This is a genomic window from Embleya sp. NPDC008237, assembly GCF_042956465.1.
GTDB lineage: Bacteria > Actinomycetota > Actinomycetes > Streptomycetales > Streptomycetaceae > Embleya.
This window is the reverse complement of the sequence record NZ_JBIBGL010000006.1, coordinates 419,879-441,945: the sequence shown is the minus strand read 5'-3', so window position 1 is coordinate 441,945 and position 22,067 is coordinate 419,879. Positions and strand designations below refer to the sequence as shown.

The 22,067-nt window shown below is 72.5% G+C and carries 15 protein-coding genes; 8 read left to right on the top strand and 7 right to left on the bottom strand.

The features are described 5' to 3' along the window. Positions 1-42: 42 nt before the first annotated feature. The 5 genes from ACFZBU_RS18620 to ACFZBU_RS18600 all read right to left on the bottom strand — a co-directional run bounded on the left by ACFZBU_RS18620 (position 43) and on the right by ACFZBU_RS18600 (position 6,758). Positions 43-1,101 carry a DUF917 domain-containing protein gene (locus ACFZBU_RS18620; RefSeq protein WP_391584680.1) on the bottom strand — a complete coding sequence of 353 codons (1,059 nt, stop codon included), beginning with the start codon at positions 1,099-1,101 and terminating at the stop codon, positions 43-45. Beyond that, positions 1,094-2,707, bottom strand: coding sequence for a hydantoinase/oxoprolinase N-terminal domain-containing protein (locus ACFZBU_RS18615; protein ID WP_391584679.1), 1,614 nt, complete (start codon positions 2,705-2,707; stop codon positions 1,094-1,096). Before ACFZBU_RS18615 ends, ACFZBU_RS18620 begins: the two co-directional genes overlap by 8 nt. Before the next feature lie 47 nt (positions 2,708-2,754). Continuing rightward, positions 2,755-4,233, bottom strand: a complete 1,479-nt coding sequence (locus ACFZBU_RS18610) for a purine-cytosine permease family protein (RefSeq protein WP_391584678.1) — start codon at positions 4,231-4,233, stop codon at positions 2,755-2,757. Between the two features lie 138 nt (positions 4,234-4,371). Next, positions 4,372-5,724: a hydantoinase/oxoprolinase N-terminal domain-containing protein gene (locus tag ACFZBU_RS18605; RefSeq protein ID WP_391584677.1), complete on the bottom strand. Its 1,353-nt coding sequence runs from the start codon at positions 5,722-5,724 to the stop codon at positions 4,372-4,374. Next, positions 5,721-6,758: a DUF917 domain-containing protein gene (locus ACFZBU_RS18600; RefSeq protein WP_391584676.1), complete on the bottom strand. Its 1,038-nt coding sequence runs from the start codon at positions 6,756-6,758 to the stop codon at positions 5,721-5,723. The genes ACFZBU_RS18605 and ACFZBU_RS18600 overlap by 4 nt, the downstream gene beginning before the upstream one ends. 88 nt (positions 6,759-6,846) lie before the next feature. Between ACFZBU_RS18600 and ACFZBU_RS18595 the strand changes: the two genes are divergently transcribed. The 7 genes from ACFZBU_RS18595 (at position 6,847) to ACFZBU_RS18565 (ending at position 17,676) form a co-directional block, all read left to right on the top strand. Continuing rightward, positions 6,847-8,277: a PucR family transcriptional regulator gene (locus ACFZBU_RS18595; protein ID WP_391584675.1), complete on the top strand. Its 1,431-nt coding sequence runs from the start codon at positions 6,847-6,849 to the stop codon at positions 8,275-8,277. Positions 8,278-8,555: 278 nt separating this feature from the next. Continuing rightward, a complete protein-coding gene (locus ACFZBU_RS18590; RefSeq protein WP_391584674.1) occupies positions 8,556-9,719 on the top strand; it encodes a cytochrome P450 in 1,164 nt (387 codons plus the stop codon). Between the two features lie 447 nt (positions 9,720-10,166). Then, the gene (locus ACFZBU_RS18585) at positions 10,167-11,816 is read left to right on the top strand and encodes a M14 family metallopeptidase (RefSeq protein WP_391584673.1); all 1,650 of its coding nucleotides are present in this window, start codon (positions 10,167-10,169) and stop codon (positions 11,814-11,816) included. Between the two features lie 307 nt (positions 11,817-12,123). Next, positions 12,124-13,461 (top strand): hypothetical protein, encoded by a 1,338-nt coding sequence (locus ACFZBU_RS18580; RefSeq protein ID WP_391584672.1) that lies wholly within the window; start codon positions 12,124-12,126, stop codon positions 13,459-13,461. 89 nt (positions 13,462-13,550) lie between these two features. After that, positions 13,551-14,999 (top strand): hypothetical protein, encoded by a 1,449-nt coding sequence (locus ACFZBU_RS18575; RefSeq protein WP_391584671.1) that lies wholly within the window; start codon positions 13,551-13,553, stop codon positions 14,997-14,999. Continuing rightward, the gene (locus ACFZBU_RS18570) at positions 14,999-16,276 is read left to right on the top strand and encodes a CHAT domain-containing protein (protein WP_391584670.1); all 1,278 of its coding nucleotides are present in this window, start codon (positions 14,999-15,001) and stop codon (positions 16,274-16,276) included. The genes ACFZBU_RS18575 and ACFZBU_RS18570 overlap by 1 nt, the downstream gene beginning before the upstream one ends. Next, positions 16,273-17,676 (top strand): hypothetical protein, encoded by a 1,404-nt coding sequence (locus ACFZBU_RS18565; RefSeq protein ID WP_391584669.1) that lies wholly within the window; start codon positions 16,273-16,275, stop codon positions 17,674-17,676. The genes ACFZBU_RS18570 and ACFZBU_RS18565 overlap by 4 nt, the downstream gene beginning before the upstream one ends. A 50-nt stretch (positions 17,677-17,726) precedes the next feature. On the opposite strand, the gene ACFZBU_RS18560 is transcribed toward ACFZBU_RS18565, so the two are convergent. Together ACFZBU_RS18560 and ACFZBU_RS18555 are read right to left on the bottom strand one after the other, a co-directional pair. Next, complete coding sequence (locus tag ACFZBU_RS18560; RefSeq protein WP_391584668.1) at positions 17,727-18,923, bottom strand: hypothetical protein; 1,197 nt, start codon at positions 18,921-18,923, stop codon at positions 17,727-17,729. 22 nt (positions 18,924-18,945) lie between these two features. Next, positions 18,946-20,709 (bottom strand): S8 family serine peptidase, encoded by a 1,764-nt coding sequence (locus ACFZBU_RS18555; protein WP_391584667.1) that lies wholly within the window; start codon positions 20,707-20,709, stop codon positions 18,946-18,948. A gap of 287 nt (positions 20,710-20,996) precedes the next feature. On the opposite strand from ACFZBU_RS18555, the gene ACFZBU_RS18550 reads away from it, so the two are divergent. Then, a complete protein-coding gene (locus tag ACFZBU_RS18550) occupies positions 20,997-22,001 on the top strand; it encodes a DUF2278 family protein (RefSeq protein ID WP_391584666.1) in 1,005 nt (334 codons plus the stop codon). Positions 22,002-22,067: the final 66 nt, after the last annotated feature.

The following is a 22,067-nucleotide window of genomic DNA, read 5'->3' as shown; positions in this document are numbered from 1 at the left end:
GGGCGCCTCACCGGTCACTGCCGGTGAGGCGCCCGAGCCGGTTCAGGCGGTCATCGGGTGGTGGTCCAGGTCGTAGCCGAAGTAGCGCGGGCCGGTCAGGGCCAGGCCGGCCGGGGTCAGCCAGCGGGGGTCGCACGGGGCGGCCAGTACGGTGACGCGCAGTCCGTAGCGCAACGATTCGGTGGTGACCGGCTCGCCCGTCTCGGTGTCCAGGACGCAGATCAGGTCCGGGGTCGTGGCGACCACCCGGCCGTCCCGGCGGGCGAGCAGGTGTTCGTTCTGGAAGTCCAGTTCCAGGAGCGCGCCTTCGCCCTCCAGGCGGGCCCGGCCGCGGGCGAAGCCGCCCTCGGTGCGGCGTTCGACGTCGACCACCTTGCCGGCCGAGAGGTGTACGCCGCCCAGGAGTTCGCGGGCCGCCGCGACCGGGTCGTGGTGTTCGGCGCGGGCCTCGCGGACCGCCCGGCCGAGGTTCTCGGCCAGGGTCAGGGTGGCCGGGACCAGGCCGGCGCGCAGTTGGTCGCCGCGCAGGACGGTGTCCGCGCACGAGATCTGGCAGCCGCGCTCGACGCACACGGCACGGGCGATCCGCTCGGCCTCGGTGTTGTCCACCGCCCGGACCACGATCGTGTTGCCCTTGTCGTCGGCCAGTGCCATCGGCGAGTTGGCGACCCCGATCAGGCCGGGCAGCACCATCTGCGCCTCGGGGAAGGCTCGGCCCATCGCGTCGCCGTCCACGATCGGCAGCCCGGTGTGCGCCGCCGCGGCCAGCGGGATCATCGAGTTCACGCCGCCGATCTCGATCGGCACCAGGTGGGTGGCCCGGCGGCCGAGGACCGCCTCCAGCGCGCGCAAGGCGTTGATCTCCTCCCGGCCGGAGGGGAGCTTCTCCAGCAGGACCGTGGGCGCACCCATCGACGAGATGGGTACGACCGTCGCGTCGGCCGGCACCTCGTCGATGTCGACCACGGTGACCGGTCCGTGCCGGCGCACCGCCTCGCGGGCCAGCAGCATGCCGACGTACGGGTCGCCGCCGCCGCCGGTGCCCAGGATGCCCGCGCCGCGCGCGATGTCCGCCAACTGCTCGATGCCGATCTCACGCATGGGTGGGGATTCCGTTCTTCGCTTCGTGCACGGGGGTCGGCGAGCCGAGTCGGTCCAGGTCGAGATCGCCGACGGCCTTGATCCGGATGCGGGTCGCACCGCCGGGCAGGTATGCCAGCGGCACCTCCTCGATGTCGACGATGCGGACCGTGCCCACCCGGGCGCCGGATTCCTCGGCGCGCCGCACCGCCTCTGCGCGGGCCGCGGCGAGCACGTGTTCGCGCTTGCCGTCGGGGACCAGGAAGACCCGGTCCACCTCGCCGCCGACCTGGGCGATGGCCGCGCCGACCGCATTGGCCACGTCGAAGTGGGCCGGCCGGCGCACGTCGGGGAAGCCGGGCAGGCCGTCCGGGACCAGGATGCTGCCGCCGCCGACGGCCACCACCGGCAGCGGCGCGGCCGAGGTGCGCATGCGGTCCACCGTCTCGGCCAGTCGCTCGGCGATCCGGGCCAGGGCGCGCTCGGCGAAGGCGTGGTCCACGCCGGCCACCGCACCCGCGTCGCCGACGTCGGCCGCGCCGGCGGCCACGGCCAGATCGGTGGCGGTCAGCGTGTCGCCGCCGAAGACCAGGGCCTGTTCGGTGAGCCGGTAGCCCACGCTGCGCGGCCCGACCTCGCCGTCCGCCGCGACCAGCGAGCCGCCGCCGATGCCGAGCGAGAGTACGTCCGGGATGCGGAAGTTGGTGCGTACCCCGGCCGCCTCCGACTCGCCGGCCGCCTCGCGTGGGAAGCCGCCGACCAGGATGCCCACGTCGGCCGTGGTCCCGCCCACGTCCACCACCGCACAGTCGGTGAGCCCGGACAGGAAGGCCGCGCCGCGCATCGAGTTGGTCGGCCCGGAGGCGAACGTGGCGACCGGGTAGCGGCGCGCATGGGCGATGTCCATCAGCGTGCCGTCGTTTTGCGATATGAAGAACGGCGCGGTGATCCCGGCGCCGGCCAGCGCCGCGCCGAACGCGTCCACGATGTGCTCGGCCAGGTCCCGCAGCGACGCGTTGACGATGGTGGCGTTCTCCCGCGCCAACAGGCCGACCCGGCCGATCTCGTGGGAGAGGGACACGTGGACGTCGCCGAGTTCGGCGGTCAGGATCTGCGCCGCGCGCACCTCGTCCTCGGCGGCGGCCGGCGAGAACACCGAGCTGATCGCGATCGAACGCAGCCCCCGCGACGCGATGTCGGCCGCGACCCGGCGCAGTTCCTCGGGGTCCAGCGGCGAGATCATCCGGCCGTCGAACTCGCGCCCGCCGTGGCACAGGTAGGTGCCACCGCCGACCACGGCGCGCAGGCGTTCGGGCCAGTCGACCATCGGCGGCAGCGCCGCGGTCGCGGGCAGTCCCAGTCGCACCGCCGCGACCTGCGCGAGCCGTTCGCCCTCGATGAGCGCGTTCAGGAAGTGTGTGGTGCCGATCATCACCGCGTCCACCGCGGCCGGATCGGTGGGCCGGCCGTCGGCGCCGGGTGCGGCGAGCAGCGCCACGACGGCGGCGGCGACTCCCGAGGTGACGTCGGCGGTGGTGGGCGATTTGGTGCCGGCGAGGACGTGGTTGTCGTCGCCGAGCAGGGCGGCGTCGGTATTGGTGCCCCCGACGTCGATTCCGATGCGCATGTGGTGGTTCCTCTTGCCGAGTTGCCGCTGCGGGCAGGGTGGGGTGTTCAGGCGGTGGTGGACGCGGCCTCGGCGGCGGCGATCTCGCGGGCCGCCGCCGGCCGGGCCGGTTGCTCGACCGGGAGTTCGCGGTGGCCGTGCACGAGGTTCAGCCGGCCCGCCACGATGTATCCGAGCCCGGCGAGCAGCAGCGAGTTCAGCGCCGGCACGCCGGCCCACTGGTAGTGGTCGCACAACCAGCCGAACACCGAGGCCGCGCTCCACAACACGATCGTGGCGGGCACCCACGAGGGTTCGGTCTCCGGGAGTCGGCCGATCGCGCGCGAGGCGTCCAGTTGCGGGCGCCAGCGCTTGGTCACGAAGTATTCGGCGACCATGATTCCGGCGATCGGCGGCGTCACCACACCGAGCACGGTGAGGAAGTCGGTGAACCGGTCGAGGATGCCGGCTGCCGCCGCGAGGCTGCCGAGCACACCGATCGCGATCGTCACGGCGGTGCGGTTCAGCCGTACGCCGATCGTCGACTCGACGGCGCCGATCAGGCCGAGCGCGGCCGAGTACAGGTTCCAGTTGTTGATCTTCACGGTGGCCGGCACCAGGATCAGTACGCCCGCCACGCCGGAGGAGGCGGTGATGATGGCGATCACGTCGGACGACTTGACCGCGTACGCCAACAGCACGCCGGCCAGGCCCAGTACGTACTCGCCGAGCGAGATGCCGACCAGGGTCTGCTTGACCACGTCTGCCGTGGAACGGTTGAACCGGGTCATGTCGGGTGTGGTGACCGCGCCGACGATGTACGAGCCCGCCACGATCGTCGCACCGGTCGCGATCGATATGTGCTCGCCGAAGGGCGGCGAGGCGACCAGGTCGCCCATGCTGTGCCGGGAGATCTCCACGGTCATCGCCCAGCCGGCCAAGCCCAGGAACGCGGGCACGGTGACGAAGGCGGTCCAGCCCATCGCGCGGAACCCGCGCAGCACCAGCGCCGTGACACCCAGGCCGGTGATCAGACACCAGCCCCACAGCGGCACGCCCGGCGCCAACGAGTGCAATCCGGCGGCGAACACCGCGGTCTGCACGCCGAACCAGCCGAACAGACTGACCGCGATCACCAGGCCGATCAGGGTGGATCCGTAGCGGCCGAAGCCGGTCCAGCGGGCGAGCACCGAGGTGGTCAGACCCTCACGCATGCCGGCGATGCCGACGAAGACGCACACCACTTCCAGGATCACCGAGCCGAGCGTGAACGCCCAGAACGCACCCCAAAAGCTCAGTCCGGCGCCCAGGGTCGCGCCGAGCAGGAACTGGGTGAGGTCGGAGAGCTGGCCGAAGCGCTGGATCGCGACGTTGAACCACGAGTAGCGCGCGGACCGCGGCACCCGTTCGAGCGGGTAATCCGCGTCGACGCCGGGCGCGTCGGGTGCGGCGGAGTCGGGTGCGGCCGATGCGGGTGCCGCCGGGTCCGCGCTCGCCGGCTCGACGGAGGGGGCGCCGGCGGCGGGTGTTCTGCTGTCTGTGGTCATGCGCTTTCCTCGGATTCCTGAAGGCCGAATTCCCGGCACCGGAAGGGGACGTCGGGCAGGGCGAAGCACGGTGGGATGAGGGAGGGGCCGCGGTTCACCGAGACGGGTGGTGCTCCGCGGATACGTTTCGAGCAGCGCTCACAGCGGCGAGGGCGGTCCCACCGCGCGGGCGCGCAGGCTGAACGCGGGTCCGGGGAGGTAGGGCACGGGTACCCGCTCGACCGGCAGTACGACGACCCGGCGCGGATCGGCCCCCGCACGCACCGCGCTGCGCCGCGCGCCTTCGCGTACCTCGTCCACCGCGTTTGTCCCGGCCGCCTCGCCGGCCCGCATCAGTCGCTCGTGGGCGCCGCCGACCGGACTGAGCGCGGCGCCGAACGCCCCGGCCACCAGACCGTGTTCGGGCAGCAGCACGTGGGCGGCGGGCACCCGCGTCGCGGCCGGCGCCGCCGAACCGCCGCCGACCACGACCAGCGGCAGGCGGGCCGCGCCGGGCTGCATCCGGTCCACCGCCTCCTCGAACGCGTCGGGGTCGTCGGCCGGGACCCGGATCAGGTCGGGCATCGGAAAGCTCACCGGCACACCGCCGATGACCAGCCCGGGCCGGCTCTCCTGCGGGAAGCCGCCGGCCAACAGGCCCACCCTGATCCGCCGCGCCCCCACGTCGGCGACCACCGCGTCGGTCAGGCCGGTGAGCAGTCCGGCGCCGCGCAGCGTGCCCGCCGGGCCGCTGCCCAGGGCCAGGCCCGGATGCAGCCGCAGATACTCCAGCGAGGTCAGCGTGCCGTCGCCGCGGGCCACCAGGATCGTCGCGGACGACAGGCCCAGCGCGCCGAGCGCGGCGGTCAACGCGTCGGCGAGGGCCCGGGTGTGCCGGGACAGGGCAGCGTCCAACACGGTGCTGTTCTCCCGCTCGATCAGGCCCAGCCCGCCCGACCCGGCGGACAGGCCCACGAAGGAATCGGCGCCCACCTCGCGGCGGATGATCTCGGCCGCCTGGTGTTCCTGGGTGTCGTCGACCGGCGAGAAGACCCCGGTGACCGCGAACGTGTCGCAACGACCGGCGAGGCCGGCCGCGAAGCGGGCCACCGCGTCCCGGTCCAGCGCCGTGGCATCGGCGGGGGTCAGGCCCGCGCCGCCCTCGACCATCGCGCTGCCGGCGTGCACGGCCGTGCGCAGGTCGGCTGGCCAGTGCGCCAGCGGCGGCACCGCGTCCGAGACGGGTCCGCCGATCCGCAGCACCCCGACCCGGGTCAGCCCCTCCCGCCGAGTGACCGCGTGCGCGGCGCTGCGCAGGCCGATGGCCACGTGGGTCACCCGCGGTGCGCGCGGTGCGTCGCGCAGGAGGGCGGCCACCGCGGTTCGCACGCTGTCCACCGGATGCCCGGCCGAGGGCACCTTGACCGTGGCCGCCGGCGCGTCGCCGACCAGCAGGGCGCCGTCGGTGTTGGTGGGGCCCACGTCCACTCCGATCGTGCGCGGGCCGGTCATCGCCCGACCTCCGCACGGTCGGGCAGGTCCAGCCCGAAGGCCGCCGGGCCGGCGAGTCGAAGGCCCGCCTCGGTGCGCCAGATCGGGGCGCAGTCCAGCGCGAGGATCGAGATCCGGAGCCCGTAGCGCAGCACCTCGACCGGCAGTGCCTCACCGGTCCTGGTCTCCACCAGGGCGATGATGTCCAGCGTCAGCACGACGGGCCGGCCGTTCTCCAGGACGGCCAGATACTCCGACTGCGCCTCGACCCGCAGCAGCCGGCCCGCGTCCGGGCCCAGGCCCTCGACCAGGATTCCGGTGGTCGGATCCGAGACCCACTCGATCGCGGCGATCTTGCCGGTGACGACGCGCCGGGCCACCGGGGAGGGGTCCTCGGGGACACCGGCGGCAAGTGCCGAACCCACCGCGAGGGCCCGGCGGATCGACCCGGGCACGGCGTGGCGGGCGACTTGCTCGGCCGTCACCGGATAGTCCGAGCAGGCGGCCTGGCCGCCGAAGGCGTCCAGGCCGGCCCGGACCACCCGCTCCAGCCAGGGCCCGTCCGCGTGGTCGACCACCACGGTGCGGCCGCGTTCGTCGGCGAGCACCGCGGGGGTGGCGCGGATGCCGGCGAGTTCGAGCACGTTCTGGTCCATCCGGGGGAAGGCCCGGCCCATGCTGTCCGCGTCCAGCAGCGGCAGGCCCAACCGCGCGGCCCAGGTGACCGCCACGCAGCCGTTGGATCCGCCGATCTCGCTGGACAGCAGGGCGACCGGTGGCCGGCCCCGGACCTGCTCGACCCGGTCCCGCATCCGGCACGCATCGGCGACGCCGCCGATGCGCTCGCCCATCACCGGGGACGAGCCGACGGTGCCGACGGTCATGACGGTCGCGTCCGGGGGCAACTCGCGGGCGTGCAGGACCCGGACCGGCCCGTGTTCGAGGATGGCCTGTCGGGCGCCCGCGAGAGTGACCGACGTGGCTCCGCCGCCGCCCGAACCCAGGACGGCGCAGCCGCGTGCGAAGTCCGGAAGCAGTCCGGCGTCGAGTTCCATGGGTCAACGGTACGAACAGGCGGCGGATCGTACGTGTGCCACGCGCACCCGATCGAGTCGAACATGTGCGGCCGGCACACTGGGCGGCGTGATCGTACTCGCCGAGCTGCTCACCGGCCCGGGCCTCGACGGGCTCGTCGTCGTGGCCGGCCCCACGGATGCCGTCCCGCTGACCGGCGTGCGACTGGAGACGCGCGCGGACCGCCTGGCCCATGCGCCCGCCGGGTGCCTGCTCGTGTTGGCGACCCCGCTGAGCGGTTATCGGCTCGACGTGGCGGTGCGCGATCTCGCGGCAGCCGGCGCGGCGGGCCTGGTGCTGACCGCGGTCCCGTCGGACGCCCCCGTCCCGGCCACCGCGCGGGAGCTGGCCGATCGGGGCGGGGTGGCGATCCTGCACGCCGAGGGCGACCTCGCCGCGCTGATCCTGGCGGTCGACCGGGCGGTCCGCGGCGGTGCGGCCGACGCCCTCGCCCGGGTGGATGCCGCGGCCCGCGAGATGCCGTCCGTCGCGGGCGACCCCGAGCGGGTGGCCCGGGCCGCGTCCCGGGTCCTGGGCATCCCCGTCGAGCTGCGCGCGCCGGAGCCGGGCGAGGCGGGCGCGTCCGCGCGCGGGCCCGACGGCGACACCTGGCTCAGTGCTCCGGAGCGGCCGGGGCCGAGCGGACAGGCCGTGCGGGCGGTGCTCGCCCTCGGCGCCCTGGCCGCGGCGGCGGGACCGGCCGACGACGTCCCGGTGCGCTCGCGCGGTCAGTTGCTGGCCGAGCTGCTGGCCGTGCCCGAGGCCCAGGCGCTGCGTCTGGGCAGCCGCGGCCGGGCCCTGGGGCTGCCCGTCGACGGCTGGCACCTGGTCCTGCGGGTGGAGCCGATCGCGCTGGCCGGCACCGACCGCTACCGCCTGCTGGAGACCGCCGGGCCGCTCGCGCTGCGCCTGCTGCGCTCCGCCGGCGTGGTCGCCTGGAACGCCGCGCGCGTCGACGAGGCGCTGATCCTGGCCCGCTCGCAACCCACCGACCCGGGCCGGGACGGCATGCGCGCGACCCTGGCCGACGCCGCTCGGCTCCTGACCGCGCTGCGCGAGCGCAGCCCCGATGCGGATCTGCGCTGCGGCGTGGGCGCGGCCCATCGGGGCGTGCTCGGGCTGCGCACGTCCGCGCGCGAGGCGCACACCGCCCTGTCCCGCTCGGGCGGCGGTTTCGGCCCGGTCGCCGCCCACGACGCGGCGGGCCTGGACCGCATGCTCCTGGACTGGTACTCCTCCGATGCGGCCCGCGAGGCGGTACGCGAACTCCTGGCTCCGGTCCTGGCGTTGGGCCCGCAGCGCGCGGTCCCGCTGCTGCGCACACTGCAGGCCTACCTCGACCATCAGGGCTCGCCGGCCCGGGCGGCCGAGGAACTCCACCTGCACCGCAACGCGGTCACCAAGCGCGTGCGCAAGGTGGGCGAGCTGATCGGCGCGGACCTGGAGGACCCTCAACAACGCCTCGCGGTACAGCTGGCCTGCCGGGCCCACCTGATGTAGCGGGCGTCCCGGCCGCACCGCCCCGGGCACGCACCGCCTCGACCGCCGAGGCGACGAAGCGGTCCCGGAGCCTGATCGGCGGGCCCCGGCGACACCCGGCCGGCCACTGGCCGGAAACCGACCGGCCCGCGAACTCGCCTGCCCGGCGCGGGGATTGCCCGGGGTCGATGCCTTGCACGGGCATTGCGGTCACACGATACTGACCTGAGGTCGCTGTCCGTGTTCCGTGGGGGCACGTGCTCCCGCACCCGACCGGTGTCGGAGGGGGAGACCACTCGATGGCCAGGGCAGATCTGCGTCGGTTCCACCGCGATCCGCTGGGGTTTCTCGACGATCTGTCCCGCCGTCGCACCACCGGCGTCTTCCGACTCCCCTGGGGCGGCTGGTGCGTGGGCGAGACGGACCTGGCGCTCACGGTGTTGCGCGATCCCGAGTTCAACGCCGGCCTGTCCACCTTCTACGGTGACCTGCTGCCCTCACGATCGGCTCAGCTCGCCGTCGGTCACGCCGTGCGGAACCTCGTCCGGGCGCGATTACCCGAGTATCGCGAGAACCTCGCCGAAGCGGTGCCGCGACTGCCCGCGGCCACGAGCTGGCCCGAAGCCGGCACCGCATTGCTCCACGAGTGCACGGCCGACCTGCTGCTCCACCCCGCCGCGGCGCCCGATCTGCGGCGCCTGCTCGCCCGCTCCGTGGGCGCCGGCCTGCTGATCCGCTCGCCCCTGATGCGGGAGCGGGCCCGCGCGGAGATCCTGCGCGCCAGGCTCTTCGCCGCGCTGATCCGGCACATCGGGCAACGCCGGGCACAGGGTGGCGACCCCGGCGGGCCGCGCGATCTGCTCGACGCCGTCCTCGACGCCTGCCCCTCGGAGACGAGCGAGGACGACGTGGCCGAACTGTACGTACTGCTGTTCCGGTCGATCGTGGGAAACGTCGGCTACGCCGTGGCCTGGACCGTACTGCTGGCCGGGCTGCATCACCCGCCGGGCGCGCCGTGGCCCTGGCCCACGGATCGGATCGTGCGCGAGGCCGCACGCCATCGCCCGTTCGTCTGGATGGTCGGCCGCCCCGTCCCGCACCCGGTCGAGATCGGTGGTGTGGCACTGCGTCCCGGCGCGATCCTGTCGGTCAGCCCCTACCTGCTGCATCACGACGAACGACACTGGAGCCGGCCGCACGCGTTCGACCCGGACCGCTGGGCCCATCCCGACCCACGTCGCCCCTATCTGCCGTTCGGCGCAGGCCCGTTCGTCTGCGCCGGCGCGGCCCTCGCCCGGACCATGGCCGGCGACGCCGTGGCCGCCCTGGCCGGCGACGCCCGGCTGACCGTCCTCGGCGGGCACACCCGTCCGGTCGTCACCAACGCGGCCGCGCCGCATGCGTTCACCCTGAGCCGCACCACCGAGCCCGTCACCCGATCGCACGCACCCGAAAGGAGGTGACCACATGATGGCAATCCTCCGGCGCATCCTCACCAATACGCCGCCGCTGATCTGGAACCCGAAGGATCCCTGGTGATCCGCCCCCGCACCGGACGGCCCGCACGACCGAAAAAATCGCGCCGTGCGGGCCGTTCGCCGCTGCCGGCCCGGCGGGCGGGTGAGCCGCGTGGTCTCGGGTTCACCCCCGTGGGACCGCACTCCGGTCCGGCGGAACGCCGAGGGTTTCCCCGATTCGCGGTCACGGTCCGATGGTTACCTTGGTAGCGGTCCACTCGGCGTCTCGGGTGGGTCACGTCCCCCTTGTCGGATCGCCGGCGTGCGCGAGCGCATGTCGTGCGATCCACCCGTGCGGCATGTCGTCGGCCTCCCACCGACGGTGTCCGTCGACACACGACGCAATCCCTCCGGCATCGGGGAAGCCCGATGCCGCCACGAGGAGGTACACGTGTGAAACACAAGCGCCTGTCCGTCCTGACCGCCGCCTTCACCGTCGCCCTCGCGATGGTCGCGGTCAACCCCGCCCCCGCCGTCGGAGAGAAGTCGTCTCCGTCCGCGGATGCCACGACGTCGGCCGAGTACAGCGTCGTCGGCGTGCGAACCACCCAGCAGCGCAGCGCCATCGCCTCCACCGGCGCCTCGGTCGACGGTGTCGAGGACGGCCGCCTGCTGATCACCGCGACCCCGGACGAAGTCCGGCGGATCAGGGCACTGGGCTTCACGGTGAACCCGGAGGCCCCGCCCCTCCCCGGGAGCCGAATCAACCGGGACTTCCCACCCTCGGACTCCGGCTACCACAACTATGCGGAGATGGTCACCGAGATCGACAAGGCCGTCGCCAACCACCCGACGCTGATCAGCAAGCAGGTGATCGGGCGCTCCTACGAGGGCCGCGACCTGTACGTGCTGAAGATCTCGGACAACGTGGCGGCCGACGAGAACGAGCCCGAGGTGTTGTTCTCCCACCATCAACACGCCCGGGAACACCTCACTGTCGAAATGGCGCTCTACCTGGTCAAGTTGCTCGGCGACGGCTATGCCACCGACCCGCGGATCAAGGCGCTGGTGGACACTCGCGAGATCTGGATCATGCCCGATGTCAACCCGGACGGCGGCGAGTTCGACATCGCCACGGGTTCGTACCGCAGCTGGCGCAAGAACCGGCAGCCCAACTCCGGTTCGAGCAACGTCGGTACCGACCTGAACCGCAACTGGAACTACAAGTGGGGCTGTTGCGGCGGTTCCTCGGGCAGCACCGGCAGTGAGACCTACCGCGGCCCGCGGGCCGAGTCCGCGCCCGAGGTCAAGGCCGTGACCGACTGGGTGCACGGCCGCATCGTCGGCGGAAAGCAGCAACTGACCGCGGCGATCGACTTCCACACCTACAGCGAACTGGTCCTGTGGCCGTTCGGGTGGACGTACAGCGATGTCGTGCCCGGCATGACGGCCGACGAGTACAACACATTCGCCACGATCGGCCGGGCCATGGCGGCGACCAACGGTTACACCCCCGAGCAGTCGTCCGATCTCTACATCACGGACGGCTCGATCGACGACTGGCTGTGGGGCGACCAGCGGATCTACGCCTACACGTTCGAGATGTACCCCGCGTCGGGCAACGGTGGGTTCTATCCGCCCGACGAGGTCATCGATCGCGAAACGTCCCGGAACAAGGCCGCCGTCCTGCACCTGCTCGACTATGCGGACTGTCCCCCGCGTGCGATCGGCAAGACCTGCGGCGGGGATCCGGGCGGCACGACGTTCGAGAACACGAACGATGTGGCCATCCCCGACAACGGCGCGGCCGTCTTCAGCGACATCGTCGTCACCGGGGTCCCGGGCAACGCGCCCGCCGGCTTCAAGGTCGGCGTCGACATCAAGCACACCTGGCGCGGCGACCTGACCGTCGACCTCGTCGCCCCGGACAACTCCGTCTACCGACTCAAGAACTCCAGTACCAACGACTCCGCGGACAACGTCGTCGCCACCTACACGGTCGACGTCTCCGGCGAAGTCGCGAACGGAACCTGGCGGTTGAAGGTGCAGGACGTGGCCGCCTCCGACACGGGCAAGATCGACTCCTGGAAGGTCACCTTCTGAGCGAGGAACGTCGCCTTACGGGCAGGCGTCCCGACCGAGCGAGCGTCCGCGCCGGGTAGGCGACCCGGCCGGGCAGGCGTCCCGGACGGTTTCGCGTGCGCGTCCGCCTCGGCCCGACCCGATTCCGCATCGGGTCGGGCCGTGCCGTTCCGATCGCGGCAATCACCGGCCGGCCCTTCCGCGCCACCGCCCGGCGGGCGCGCGGCCCTCGGGCGCCGGATCCTGCCCCGTTTGCCCCCGTGTGCGGGGAGGTGAACCATGGAGTCAGGACTGCCACACCACACCCGCACGGACATGGAGCCGGACGATGTCTGGTCCTTTTCGACAGTTTCCGCTCGACGGGGGCTCGACCGCGGATCTGTACCTGCTCCGCTACGACGAGGACGGTCGGCTGCGCAGCCCGGTCGCCGAGCAGGAGATCAAGGAGCGGCTCGCCGGGGTCGGCGATGTCTTCCTGTTCTCGCACGGCTGGAACAACATCTTCGCGCAGGCCCTCGACCGCTATCGCAGTTTCATCGGCGGGTTCATCGCTCAGCGGCGGCAATTCGCGATTCCCGTTCCCCCGGACTACCGGCCCCTGCTGATCGGCGTCATCTGGCCGTCGACCAGTTTCGTCATGCCGTGGGAGGCGGGCCCCGGGATCGCGGCCGATCCGGAACCCGACGGGGCCGAGGCGCGCCAGGTCGAGGAGATGCTCGACCTGGTCACCCGGTCCCTGGGTCCGGAATCGGATCCGGAGTTCGTCGAGTTGGTGGACGGTCGCGCGGTGATCGACGCCGACGCGGCGCTGCGTGCGGCCGAGATCGTGCTCGGCGCGCTGCGGGCCGAACCCGACCCGGACGACGGCTCGGTGCCGCCCACCGCCAAGGAATTCCTCACCGTCTGGGAGGCACTGGACAGCGGCGGGGGCGCGACCCCGCCCGCCGATCCGAACGACTTCGGCGTCGCGGGCGACGTGTCGTCGGGTCTGCGCGCCGCGGGTGGCGCAGGCTTCGATCCGCGCAACCTGTTGCGTGCGGCCACGGTGTGGAGGATGAAGGCACGCGCGGGCGAGGTGGGTGCTCGTGGGGTGGGTCCGCTCGTGGCGCACATCCTGCGCGAGAGCGGGGTCCGGCTGCATCTGGTCGGCCATTCCTTCGGTGCGAAGGTGGTGCTGTCCGCGCTCGCGTCCGCGGCTCCGAGCCGGCCCGCCCGATCGATGCTGCTGCTGCAGGCCGCGATCAACCGCTGGTGCTTCGCGGCGGACGTGGCCGGCACCGGACGCCCCGGCGTCCACCACTCGATCCCGGACCTGGTGGAACGACCGTTGTTGACCACGTTCTCCGCGTTCGACGAGCCGCTGACCAAGGCCTTCCATCTCGCGATGCGCGCGAGTCGGCAGGGCCAACCGGGCTTCGCCGCGCTCGGCGATCCCGAACTGTACGGTGCCCTGGGCGGATTCGGCCCCGCCGGGGTGGAGGGGATCTCCGCCGTTCGACCCGCGGCCGTCCCCGGCCGGGAACGCTACGACCTCGGTGGGGGGTTGCGGGTGATCGCCGTGGACGGCGGAGTCGAGATCGACGGAAAGCCGGCCATCGCCGGGCACGGCGAGGTCAGCAACCCGACGACGTGGTGGGCGATGCACGCCCTCACCCGGCCGGACTGAGGGGTGATCCGCGCGCCCGCGCGACACGGTAGGCCGGCGGCGCACGCTCACCCGCCGGGACCCGGAAGCCGAATCGAAGGAGAGTCGCCATGTCCGAGGCCCGCACCGAGCGTTGGCGCCTGGCCGTGCTCCGGGTGCGACTCGACCTGGCGGGCTCCTCGCCGGTGGCGGCGGTCGAACTGGTCGGGGATCCGGCGAACGACGCGCGGACGTACTGGCGGGCCGAATTCGACTACGACAGATTCGGCCTCGCCGAAGGCTCGGAACCCCCGACCGCACTGGAGGTGCCCCGCGACCTGGTCGAGGCCGTCCGGGATCGCCTGATCGCGGACTTCCCGGCGGACACGGCGCTCTGGCTGCGGCTGATCCCACCGTACGGCAACCTCGGTGGGGTGCCGTGGGAGCGGGCCCTCGTCCCGGCCACCGGTCGGCCGCTCGTGCGGGTTCCCGATCGGCTGCCGCCGGGGTCCGACCCGGGGCGGGTGTGGACCGTGGCCGTCGCCGTGTCCGTGGCCCCGAACGCGGCCTGGGTCGCCGGATACCTCTCCTCGTTCATCTCCGCTCTGCGCACCTCCGTCACGGGCGAGGTGGACGTGCACGTGTTCACCGACCGGGGGGCCGAACAGGCACTGCGGGCGCTGTTGCACGAAAGTCCGAACGAACCGCGCGTACATCTGCACGATCCCGGCGACGCCGCGCTGCTCGACCGGTCGGGGCCGCGGCGCCGACCCGTCGGCGCCGATTCGCGGCCCGCGCCGGGCCCGCTGCTGTGGGGGGATTGGATCACCGCGGGGCTGGACGGCCGCGCGGTGCGGGCGCTGCACATCGTTGCGGACGGCGCGTTCGAGGGCAGTCGCCCGGTGTTGTCGGTGAACCCCGATCCCGCGCAGCCGAGCGGGCGTTCCGAGCGCGCGTACGTGACCGCGGACCGCGTGCGGCGCCTCGCCGACCGCGTGGGTGCGTCCGTGCTGTCCTTCGGCTCGCCCCCGGAGAATCCGTACGACACGGCCACCCGGATCATGACCGACCACATCGGTCTGCGGCGCGCCGGGCCGACGTTCTACAGCGCGTTGCCGCTGGATCCCGCCGGATACACCTTGGCGCAGGCACACGCGTTCATCGCCGGCGCCCCGGGGGCGGTGCCGATCCCGCGTGACCCCTCGCTGTTCGCGTACCTCCAGCCCGAGTTCGTGCGCGGCGCGCTGCTGGACCCCTGGCCCGACCCGGACCGGCCCGGACAGAGCTGGCTCAGCGGGCGGGCGCCCATCGGGGATTCGGCGACCAGCGGTGAGATCCTGCCGAGCGCGCTGGGCGTTGCGGGCGGCGAAGAGATCACCGCGCGCTACGCGACGGCCGAATCGGTGCCGATGTGGGTTGCCGCGTCGACGCGTTACATCGAGAACCAGGTGGCCTCGCTGGTACGAACCGCAGGCGTTCCGGGCGAAACCCCGGCCGCCAAGCAGGCGTACGACCGCGGGGTCGGGCAGGCCATCGCCGAGCTGCGGGCCCTGGTCGATCGGCGGATGCGGGAGTCGTGATGCGTACCGTCCTGGGGTTCGAACCGTTCGGGGACCGCACGGTGCTCAAGTTGCGCGAGGCGCCCGCCAACATCCCGGGGCTGGGCACCAACGAACTCACCGACGTCACCGACCCCGGCGGCACCGTCACCGCCCGGGGCGAGGCCCTGCTGGAGCGGCTGTGCCGGCATCCGGTGGTGAGCCTGGGGCTGAGCGCCGCGCTGACCAAGCCGCCGGCCGACGGGCCGGGACCGCTGTACCTGCACATGGTCTCGAACCAGGCCGATCAACTGCCCTGGGAACAACTCCACTCGTCACCCCAGGGCTTCATCGCCCTGGACGCCCGCTGGCCGATCGCCCGGATCGCCGCCATCCGCAGCCCGGTCGATCGCCGCACGTTCACCCCGCCGTTGACCATCGTCGCCGTCCTGTCCGCGGCGCAGCGCAGCGGCGTGCCGCAGCTCCGGGCGCTGCTGGCCGCCACCGCGCTGCCCGATGCCCGGGCGGTCGGCACGCGACTGCACGTGATCAGCGCGGAACAGGCCGTACTGGATGCCGTCGCGGCGTCCGGGCGGGCCGACGTCAGCGCCGAAACGATCCCCGCGAACGCGCCCGACCTGGCCAAACGGATCACCGCGGCCCGGCCGCACATCGTGCACCTGCTGTGTCACGGCGGGGCGGCCGGCGGTGTCCGTACGCTGGCCTTCGCGCACACCGCCGACGTCGACGCCCGCGAGCCGGTCGGTTCCGTACAGCTGAAACTGCCCGACCTGGTGGTCGCGTTGAACCCGTGCGCGCCGTGGCTGGTGGTCCTCGGTGCCTGTCGAAGCGCGCAGACCTCGGACACCCTCTCCCTCGCGCACGAACTCGTCTCGCAGGGGTTGCCCGCCGTCGCGGGCATGCGCAGGATGATCGACCTGGGCGACGCGGACAGGTTCTGCGCCGCGCTGTATCCGGAGGTGCTCGCCACGGTGCGCATCGCGGTGAAGGACGCCGGCGAGCACGAGATCGACTGGGCCACGACGTTCACCGCGCCGCGCCAGGCGATGGCACAGGCCGATCCGACGCAGACGGACGCCTGGTCGGACCCGGTGCTCTACGTGCAGGACGAGCCGCTGCGGATCACGTCGAGCTCCGTCGTGGGTCTGCCCGACACGGCGAACCTGCAGGGGCAACTCGACACCTACGAACGCTTCCGCGCCACGCTCGATCCGATCACCGTCGATCCGGCCCTGACGGCGCGGGTCGATGCCCTGATCGCCGACCTGCGGGCCCGATTGGCGGGTGGCAACCCATGACCATACCTGCGGAGATCCGGCTCAACGCCTGGACCGGGGACGAGGCGGCGCAGGCCACGACGGACGAGGAGGCGGCGCGCTGGGGCGCCGGGAAGCGCGGCATCCCACGCTCCCAGGCCGTGCTCCCCTTCGGGCCGCCGACCGATCCGCGCGACTGGCGCTCGGCCGACGTCGGCTACGGGATCCTGCTCCCGGACAGCACCGATCCGAATCTGTCCGACGCCGCGAAGGCCGCCGGCGAGGACGCGGACGCCCCGATCCGCGAACTGTTGGCGGCGCGACCGGGCACCGTGGTGTTGCGCTGGAGTCCGGACCTGCCCGACCACCTCCTGCGCAGATACTTCGCCCAGGGCCGACCCCAGGAACCGGCCATCGGGTTGTCCGAGTTCGGGACCGACCGGGGTCGGCTCCCGCGATACGTGGTGATCGTCGGCGGCCCCGAGGTGATCCCCTGGTCCGTGCAATATGCCCTGGGCACCCGGCACCTGGTCGGGCGCATCCCCCTGTCCGGGGAACCACTCGCCCGCTACGTGCGCGCGCTGCTCGCGAACTGGAGCGACGCACCGGCGCGCACGGACCGGGCGCTGAGCTGGACGGTCGACCACGGTCCCACGGACATCACCGCGTTGATGCGCGCGGTCATCGCCGCACCGCTGGCCGGGTGCCTGACACCGCCCCCGCTCGCGCAGTTCCGCGACCTGGTGGCGGCCGAGGCCACCGGCGCCGCGCTGCGGAGTGCGCTGACCGAGATCCGCCCCGGCCTGCTCGCCACCTCCAGCCACGGCCGCACCGGACCGCTGGGAAACCCGACCGAGATGCGCGCCGTACTCGGGCTCCCGGTCGACGGCGCGCACACCACCCTGCCGTTGGACACGCTGTGCGGGGCCGTGCCCGGTGGCTGCGTGTGGTACGCCCAGGCGTGCTGCTCCGCCGGTGCCGCCGGCGAGAGCTTCTACGCCGGGCTGCTTCCGGTCGGCAGCTCCGCCTTCGGCACGGTCGAGGCCGTCGCGAGCCTGGGCACGATGGTGGCGCCCGCGGCGCTGGAACTGCTCGGCCGGGAGAACCCGGTGCGGGCCGTGCTCGGACACGTCGAGCCGACCTTCAGCTGGACCCTACAGGTCGAGAACACCGGCCAGGGTCTGGGTGGGCGCCTGGTCTCCGCCCTGTCCACGCATCTGTACGCGGGCGAACCGCTGGGCCTGGCCCTGGCCGAATACCGGGCCGATGTCGGCGAGTTGCATACCCAGTGGGCCCGGCTGAGGGAGATGTTGGCAGCCGGGGACACGTCGGTTCGCGAGACGTTGACCAGGCTGCGGGTGTCGGCGCTCGACCGGCAGAGCCTGGTGCTGCTGGGCGACCCCACCGTGGCCCTGCCCGCGTTGGGCGGTGCGGGACCGTGACCCGAGTGCCCGCGTCGTCCGCGGCGGGCGCCGGCGCGTCCGTGGCCGGCTCAGCCCGGTTGGGCCGGTGAGTTGCGTGTCGTCTTGCCGGGGTTGGTCACCGGGCCGCCGACCGAATTGAGGACCAACTGGGCCTGGTTGTCCACGAAGCGGGTGAACAGCTGTTGTGCGTAGCCGAAGATGACCGCCCAGGCGATGATCTGCGCGGACGAGTCGAGCGCACTCAGACCGGGAATGAAGTCGCCGCGCATGAGCAACAGGCCCAGGAGGGCGGTGAGCGCACCGGTGGGGAGCTTGAGCAGGGCCAGTGCCACGGGCACGTTGTACGGCGTCGAGGTGCCGTGGATCCGGCGCAGCGATGCGGCGGCGGCCACGGCTGCGGCGACCAGGCCGACCAGTTCCACCACCGGGTAGTCCCACTGGGAGGCGACGTCGGCGTACATCTGGTCCAGGCTGCGCCCGGCGAACCGGTCGCCGTTTCCTGCGGTGCCGGCAGTGGAGGTGGCGGTGGCGCAGACGATGCCGATTCCCGGGGGGTTGAAGCACAACGGGACCGTCCCGGGCGAGGCGGCACCGGCGAGGGCGATCAGGGCGGCGATGACGGCGAGCGCCGCGGTGACGCCGAAGACGATGTACGCGAAGCTGCGGACCCTGAGCTTCTCCTTCAGGTGCACCTGGTGGGCCACGGTCGAGGCGTCGACCAGGACTTCCCGCTGGTTCTCGGTCAGTGTGTCGCCCGCGCGTACGGACAGTGCGATTTCGTCCACGTGGGCGCGGCGTTCGTCGCCGAGCGGCAGGTGCTCCTTGACGAAGGCCACGATGCCGGGCAGGTGTGCGGTGACGTCCTTCAGCGTCAGGAGTCGCAGCAGGATGATGTAGGCGACGTCCAGTTTCGTCTGGGCGACCGCGATGTGTGCGGCCGGTCGGCCGTGTTCGTGCCCCAGGGCTCGTTTCGCCTCGTCGAGCGATTCGAAGGCCTGGTCCGCCAGGACCTGGTCGCACGGGGCGAGTGGTCCGGGCGCGGTCTTGCTCTTGAGGAGTGCCTCGAGTTCGATGACACGCGAGCGCAGTCCTTCGCGCAGTTCCCACTGTCCGCGTTCGTGCCGTCGGAGGTTGCGTGCCTGCGCGCGCCCGTATCGGCGGGAATCGGTGGGGGGCTGTGCGGAAAGAGGCGAGTTCGAGGGCGTCGCACCCGAGGGTGGCGAGTTGGAGGATGTCGAGTCCGAGGGTGTCGAGTTTGACTCCATGTATTCGACTATGAACGACGGCCTAGACGAATTCGTGCGCGATCAGCTTCTTCAGGTCCGGCATCACCCCGATGGACGCGCCGGGAGCGCCCGCCGTGCTGTTGCTCGGGGTGGTCAACACCGTGCGCAGCCGACTCGGGCGCAGCTTGCCCGGTGCACCGACGCCCGGGTTCAGTCTGGTGAACAGGTCCTGCACCAGCAGGCACACCCCGGCGATGATCGCGGCGGCACCCGAGGTGCCGCCGAAGAACGGCCCGGTCCAGTAGGCGTCGGGTTTCGTGGGCGTGTTCGGGTTGCCCGCGGTGACGATGTTCTCGCCCCACGCGAAGCAGTCGACGCGGCTGCCGAAGCTGCTCACCTTCGAGCCGGTGGGCTCGTTCTCCACCCGGATGCGGGCGTGCGGCTGCGCGGACGTGCCGGACCCCACCACGACGGCCCGCGACTCGCGGAACTCGGCCGGCTCGTTGCGGTTGAGGACACGCCGGTTGGTGACCGGGTCGCGGAATTCGTCGAGGTTGGCGCCGTTGTTGCCGGCCGCCTCCACCACGCTCACACCGCGGGCGGTGGCCAAGGCGATCGCGGCGAAGCAGCCCGGGTCGGTCTCCACGGGCACCAGGCTGGGCACTCCGTTGATCCGCGCCTCCAACTGCGCTTCCAGCAGCAGCACGTCGCCGGCGGAGAGTTCCGACTGGGCTCGCATGATGGCGTTGGCGATTCGTTGCCGGGACTCCGGCGAGTTGAAGACCTGCCTCGGGTGGAAATAGGAGATCATTCGTGCCGACGTGTTCGGTGCCATCCCGCAGATGCCCCGGGTGTTGTCGAGGCCGGTGATCGAGCCGAGGACGGCGGCGCCGTGCTGGAAGCTCCGCGGGGCATTGACGCCGTCGATCAGGCGCAGTCCCGGGGGAAGGTCCTCGTGGCCGACGAACCAGCCCTGCTCGACGTCGATGAACTGCGTGCCGTTGCCGTCCGCGCCCTTGGCCCAGGCCGTCTGTACACCGATGCCGTCCAGCGCCGGGTCCAGGTAGCCCTGTCGGAAGAAGAGCGGATTGCCCGTGCCGACGACGGCCGGATCCGACGCGGGCGGCATGCCGTACGCGAATTCGACGTTGCCCCCGAACGCGGCCATGGCGCCGGCGAGTGCCTCGGTGTCGAATCCGACGGGGCAGTCGATCTCCAGGTAGTTGTCGAAGTTCGTTCGCTCGTAGTCCGGTTCCTCCTGGACGGCCTGATCGACCAGCACCTGGATCTGCTCCCCGGACAGTCCGTCGAAGACCCGGCGCAACGCCAGGTCGGGCAGCAGCGCCCGCACCGCCTCGACGGCCAATTCGCTTCCGGGGCCCAGCACATCGGCGGCGAACCGGTCCAGGTCGAGGCTGCCGCCCTGGCCCAGCGGCACGAAGGCCCCGTCGGCGATCTTGACGACGACCTGCGGGGCGAGCGGTGGATCGATCGTCCGCACGTCGATGCCGGAGACCGGATCGAACGTGATGGTGCCGAGTTCGAAGGCGTTCATCCGCCCGCCGGCGACATCCGGACTGTCCGTCTCGTCGGTGGTCGGGTACCCCAGTCCGCCGGTCTCCGCGCCCATCCCGAGGTAGCCGTCCATGACGAGTCCGTGCATCTCGAACGCCTCGCCCACACGCGGATGGAAGTAGATGCGCCCGAAGGTGTAGGCCCGGCACGAGCCGCCGTCGTAGAGCTCTTCCTCGTCCCCGATCGGAGCGCCCAGGTCCAGGATGCCGTTGGCGATGAGCGAATCGTGTTTCTCGTCGATGGGCGACATGGCTCCTCCGGAATGCGCGAGCGAAGCCGCCCCGCGTTCCACCCTGGGACGGGGGCCGCTCTTCCAGCCTAGTGCCGCGCCCGGCAACGTTCACCCCGTCGCGGCGCCCGGCACCGGGACAGGGCGCGGGCGGGGTCGCGTCGAATCGGGTCGAGCGTTCTCGGGCCGGGTCGGCGATCGGGTGCGGGTCGTCGGCGGCCGGTGTGTCGCGCCCGATTCCGGTGTGCCCGGCCGCCACGATGGTCGGGCCGCCCGGCGCGGGCCGGGCCCGGTGGGAAGGGATGCCCATGCCGCTGAGGGACTACGGAGTTCTGGCCGCGCGGGCGGTGGCGCGCGTACGTGAAGGCGCTGCCGGCACGCCGCACTACCAGATCCATCTGACCGACGACGCCGGCACCGCGTACCGTGCGGCGATCAACGTACTCTCCAAGGAAGCACCGTCCGAGCTGCTGTTCGTGGTGGTGGAGGACTTCCGCCATCCGTTGACCGACTCGCTGCCGGCCGCGGGCAGTGGGTGGAGCGCGCTCGCGTCGCAGCCCGGCGGCGCCGCGCTCGACTACATCCGCGCCAACCTCTTCGACCCGGCGACCGCCCGGCCGCTGCCCCCGGACGTGCCCGGCGAGGACAACGACCTGGCGGATCTGCTCGACCACTACGTACAGCGCGCGATCGGCGACCCGGCGGCCGCGGTCTACGTGTTCGGCCAGCGCTTCGGCCCGGAACCCGACAAGCCGGACAAGGTGTTCGGCTTTCTGCCCGGCAACGGTGTGCACGACGTGCACATGAACCAGGGCAACAGCGAGGAGTTCCGCGGGGACGACGGGGTCTGGCAGGATGGCGGCCTGCTGATCCGTCTGCCGGACGGCCGCTGGGTGGCCGTCTTCCTGGCCTTCCAGTCCCAGGCGTGGCACACCGACGACACCACCGGCCACGCCCTCGACACCGCGCCACCCCTCCCGGGCTCGGGCGAGGAACCGCTGCGGATCGTCGCGGCGCTGGTCAACCCGCCGGGGCCGGCGCCCGAGGCGGAGACCGTCACCCTGCTCAACGCCTCCCCCGAACCGATCGTGCTCGACGGATGGCGGCTCGTGGACCGCAACAAGACCGCGCTCCCCCTCCCCGCGACCACGGTGGCACCCGGTGCCGTTCTGGTGGTGTCCGGTAACCCGGCGTTCCAACTCGGGAACCGCGGCGGCGCGATCACCCTGCTCGACCCGGCCGGACTCAAGGTGCACGGCGTCACGTACACCGCGGACCGCGCACGACGCGAGGGTTGGACGATCGTGTTCTGATCGGGGCGTGCGAATCCGATCGGTACGTGTGGATCCGATCGGTACGTGGTGGAGGGGCGGCGCGGC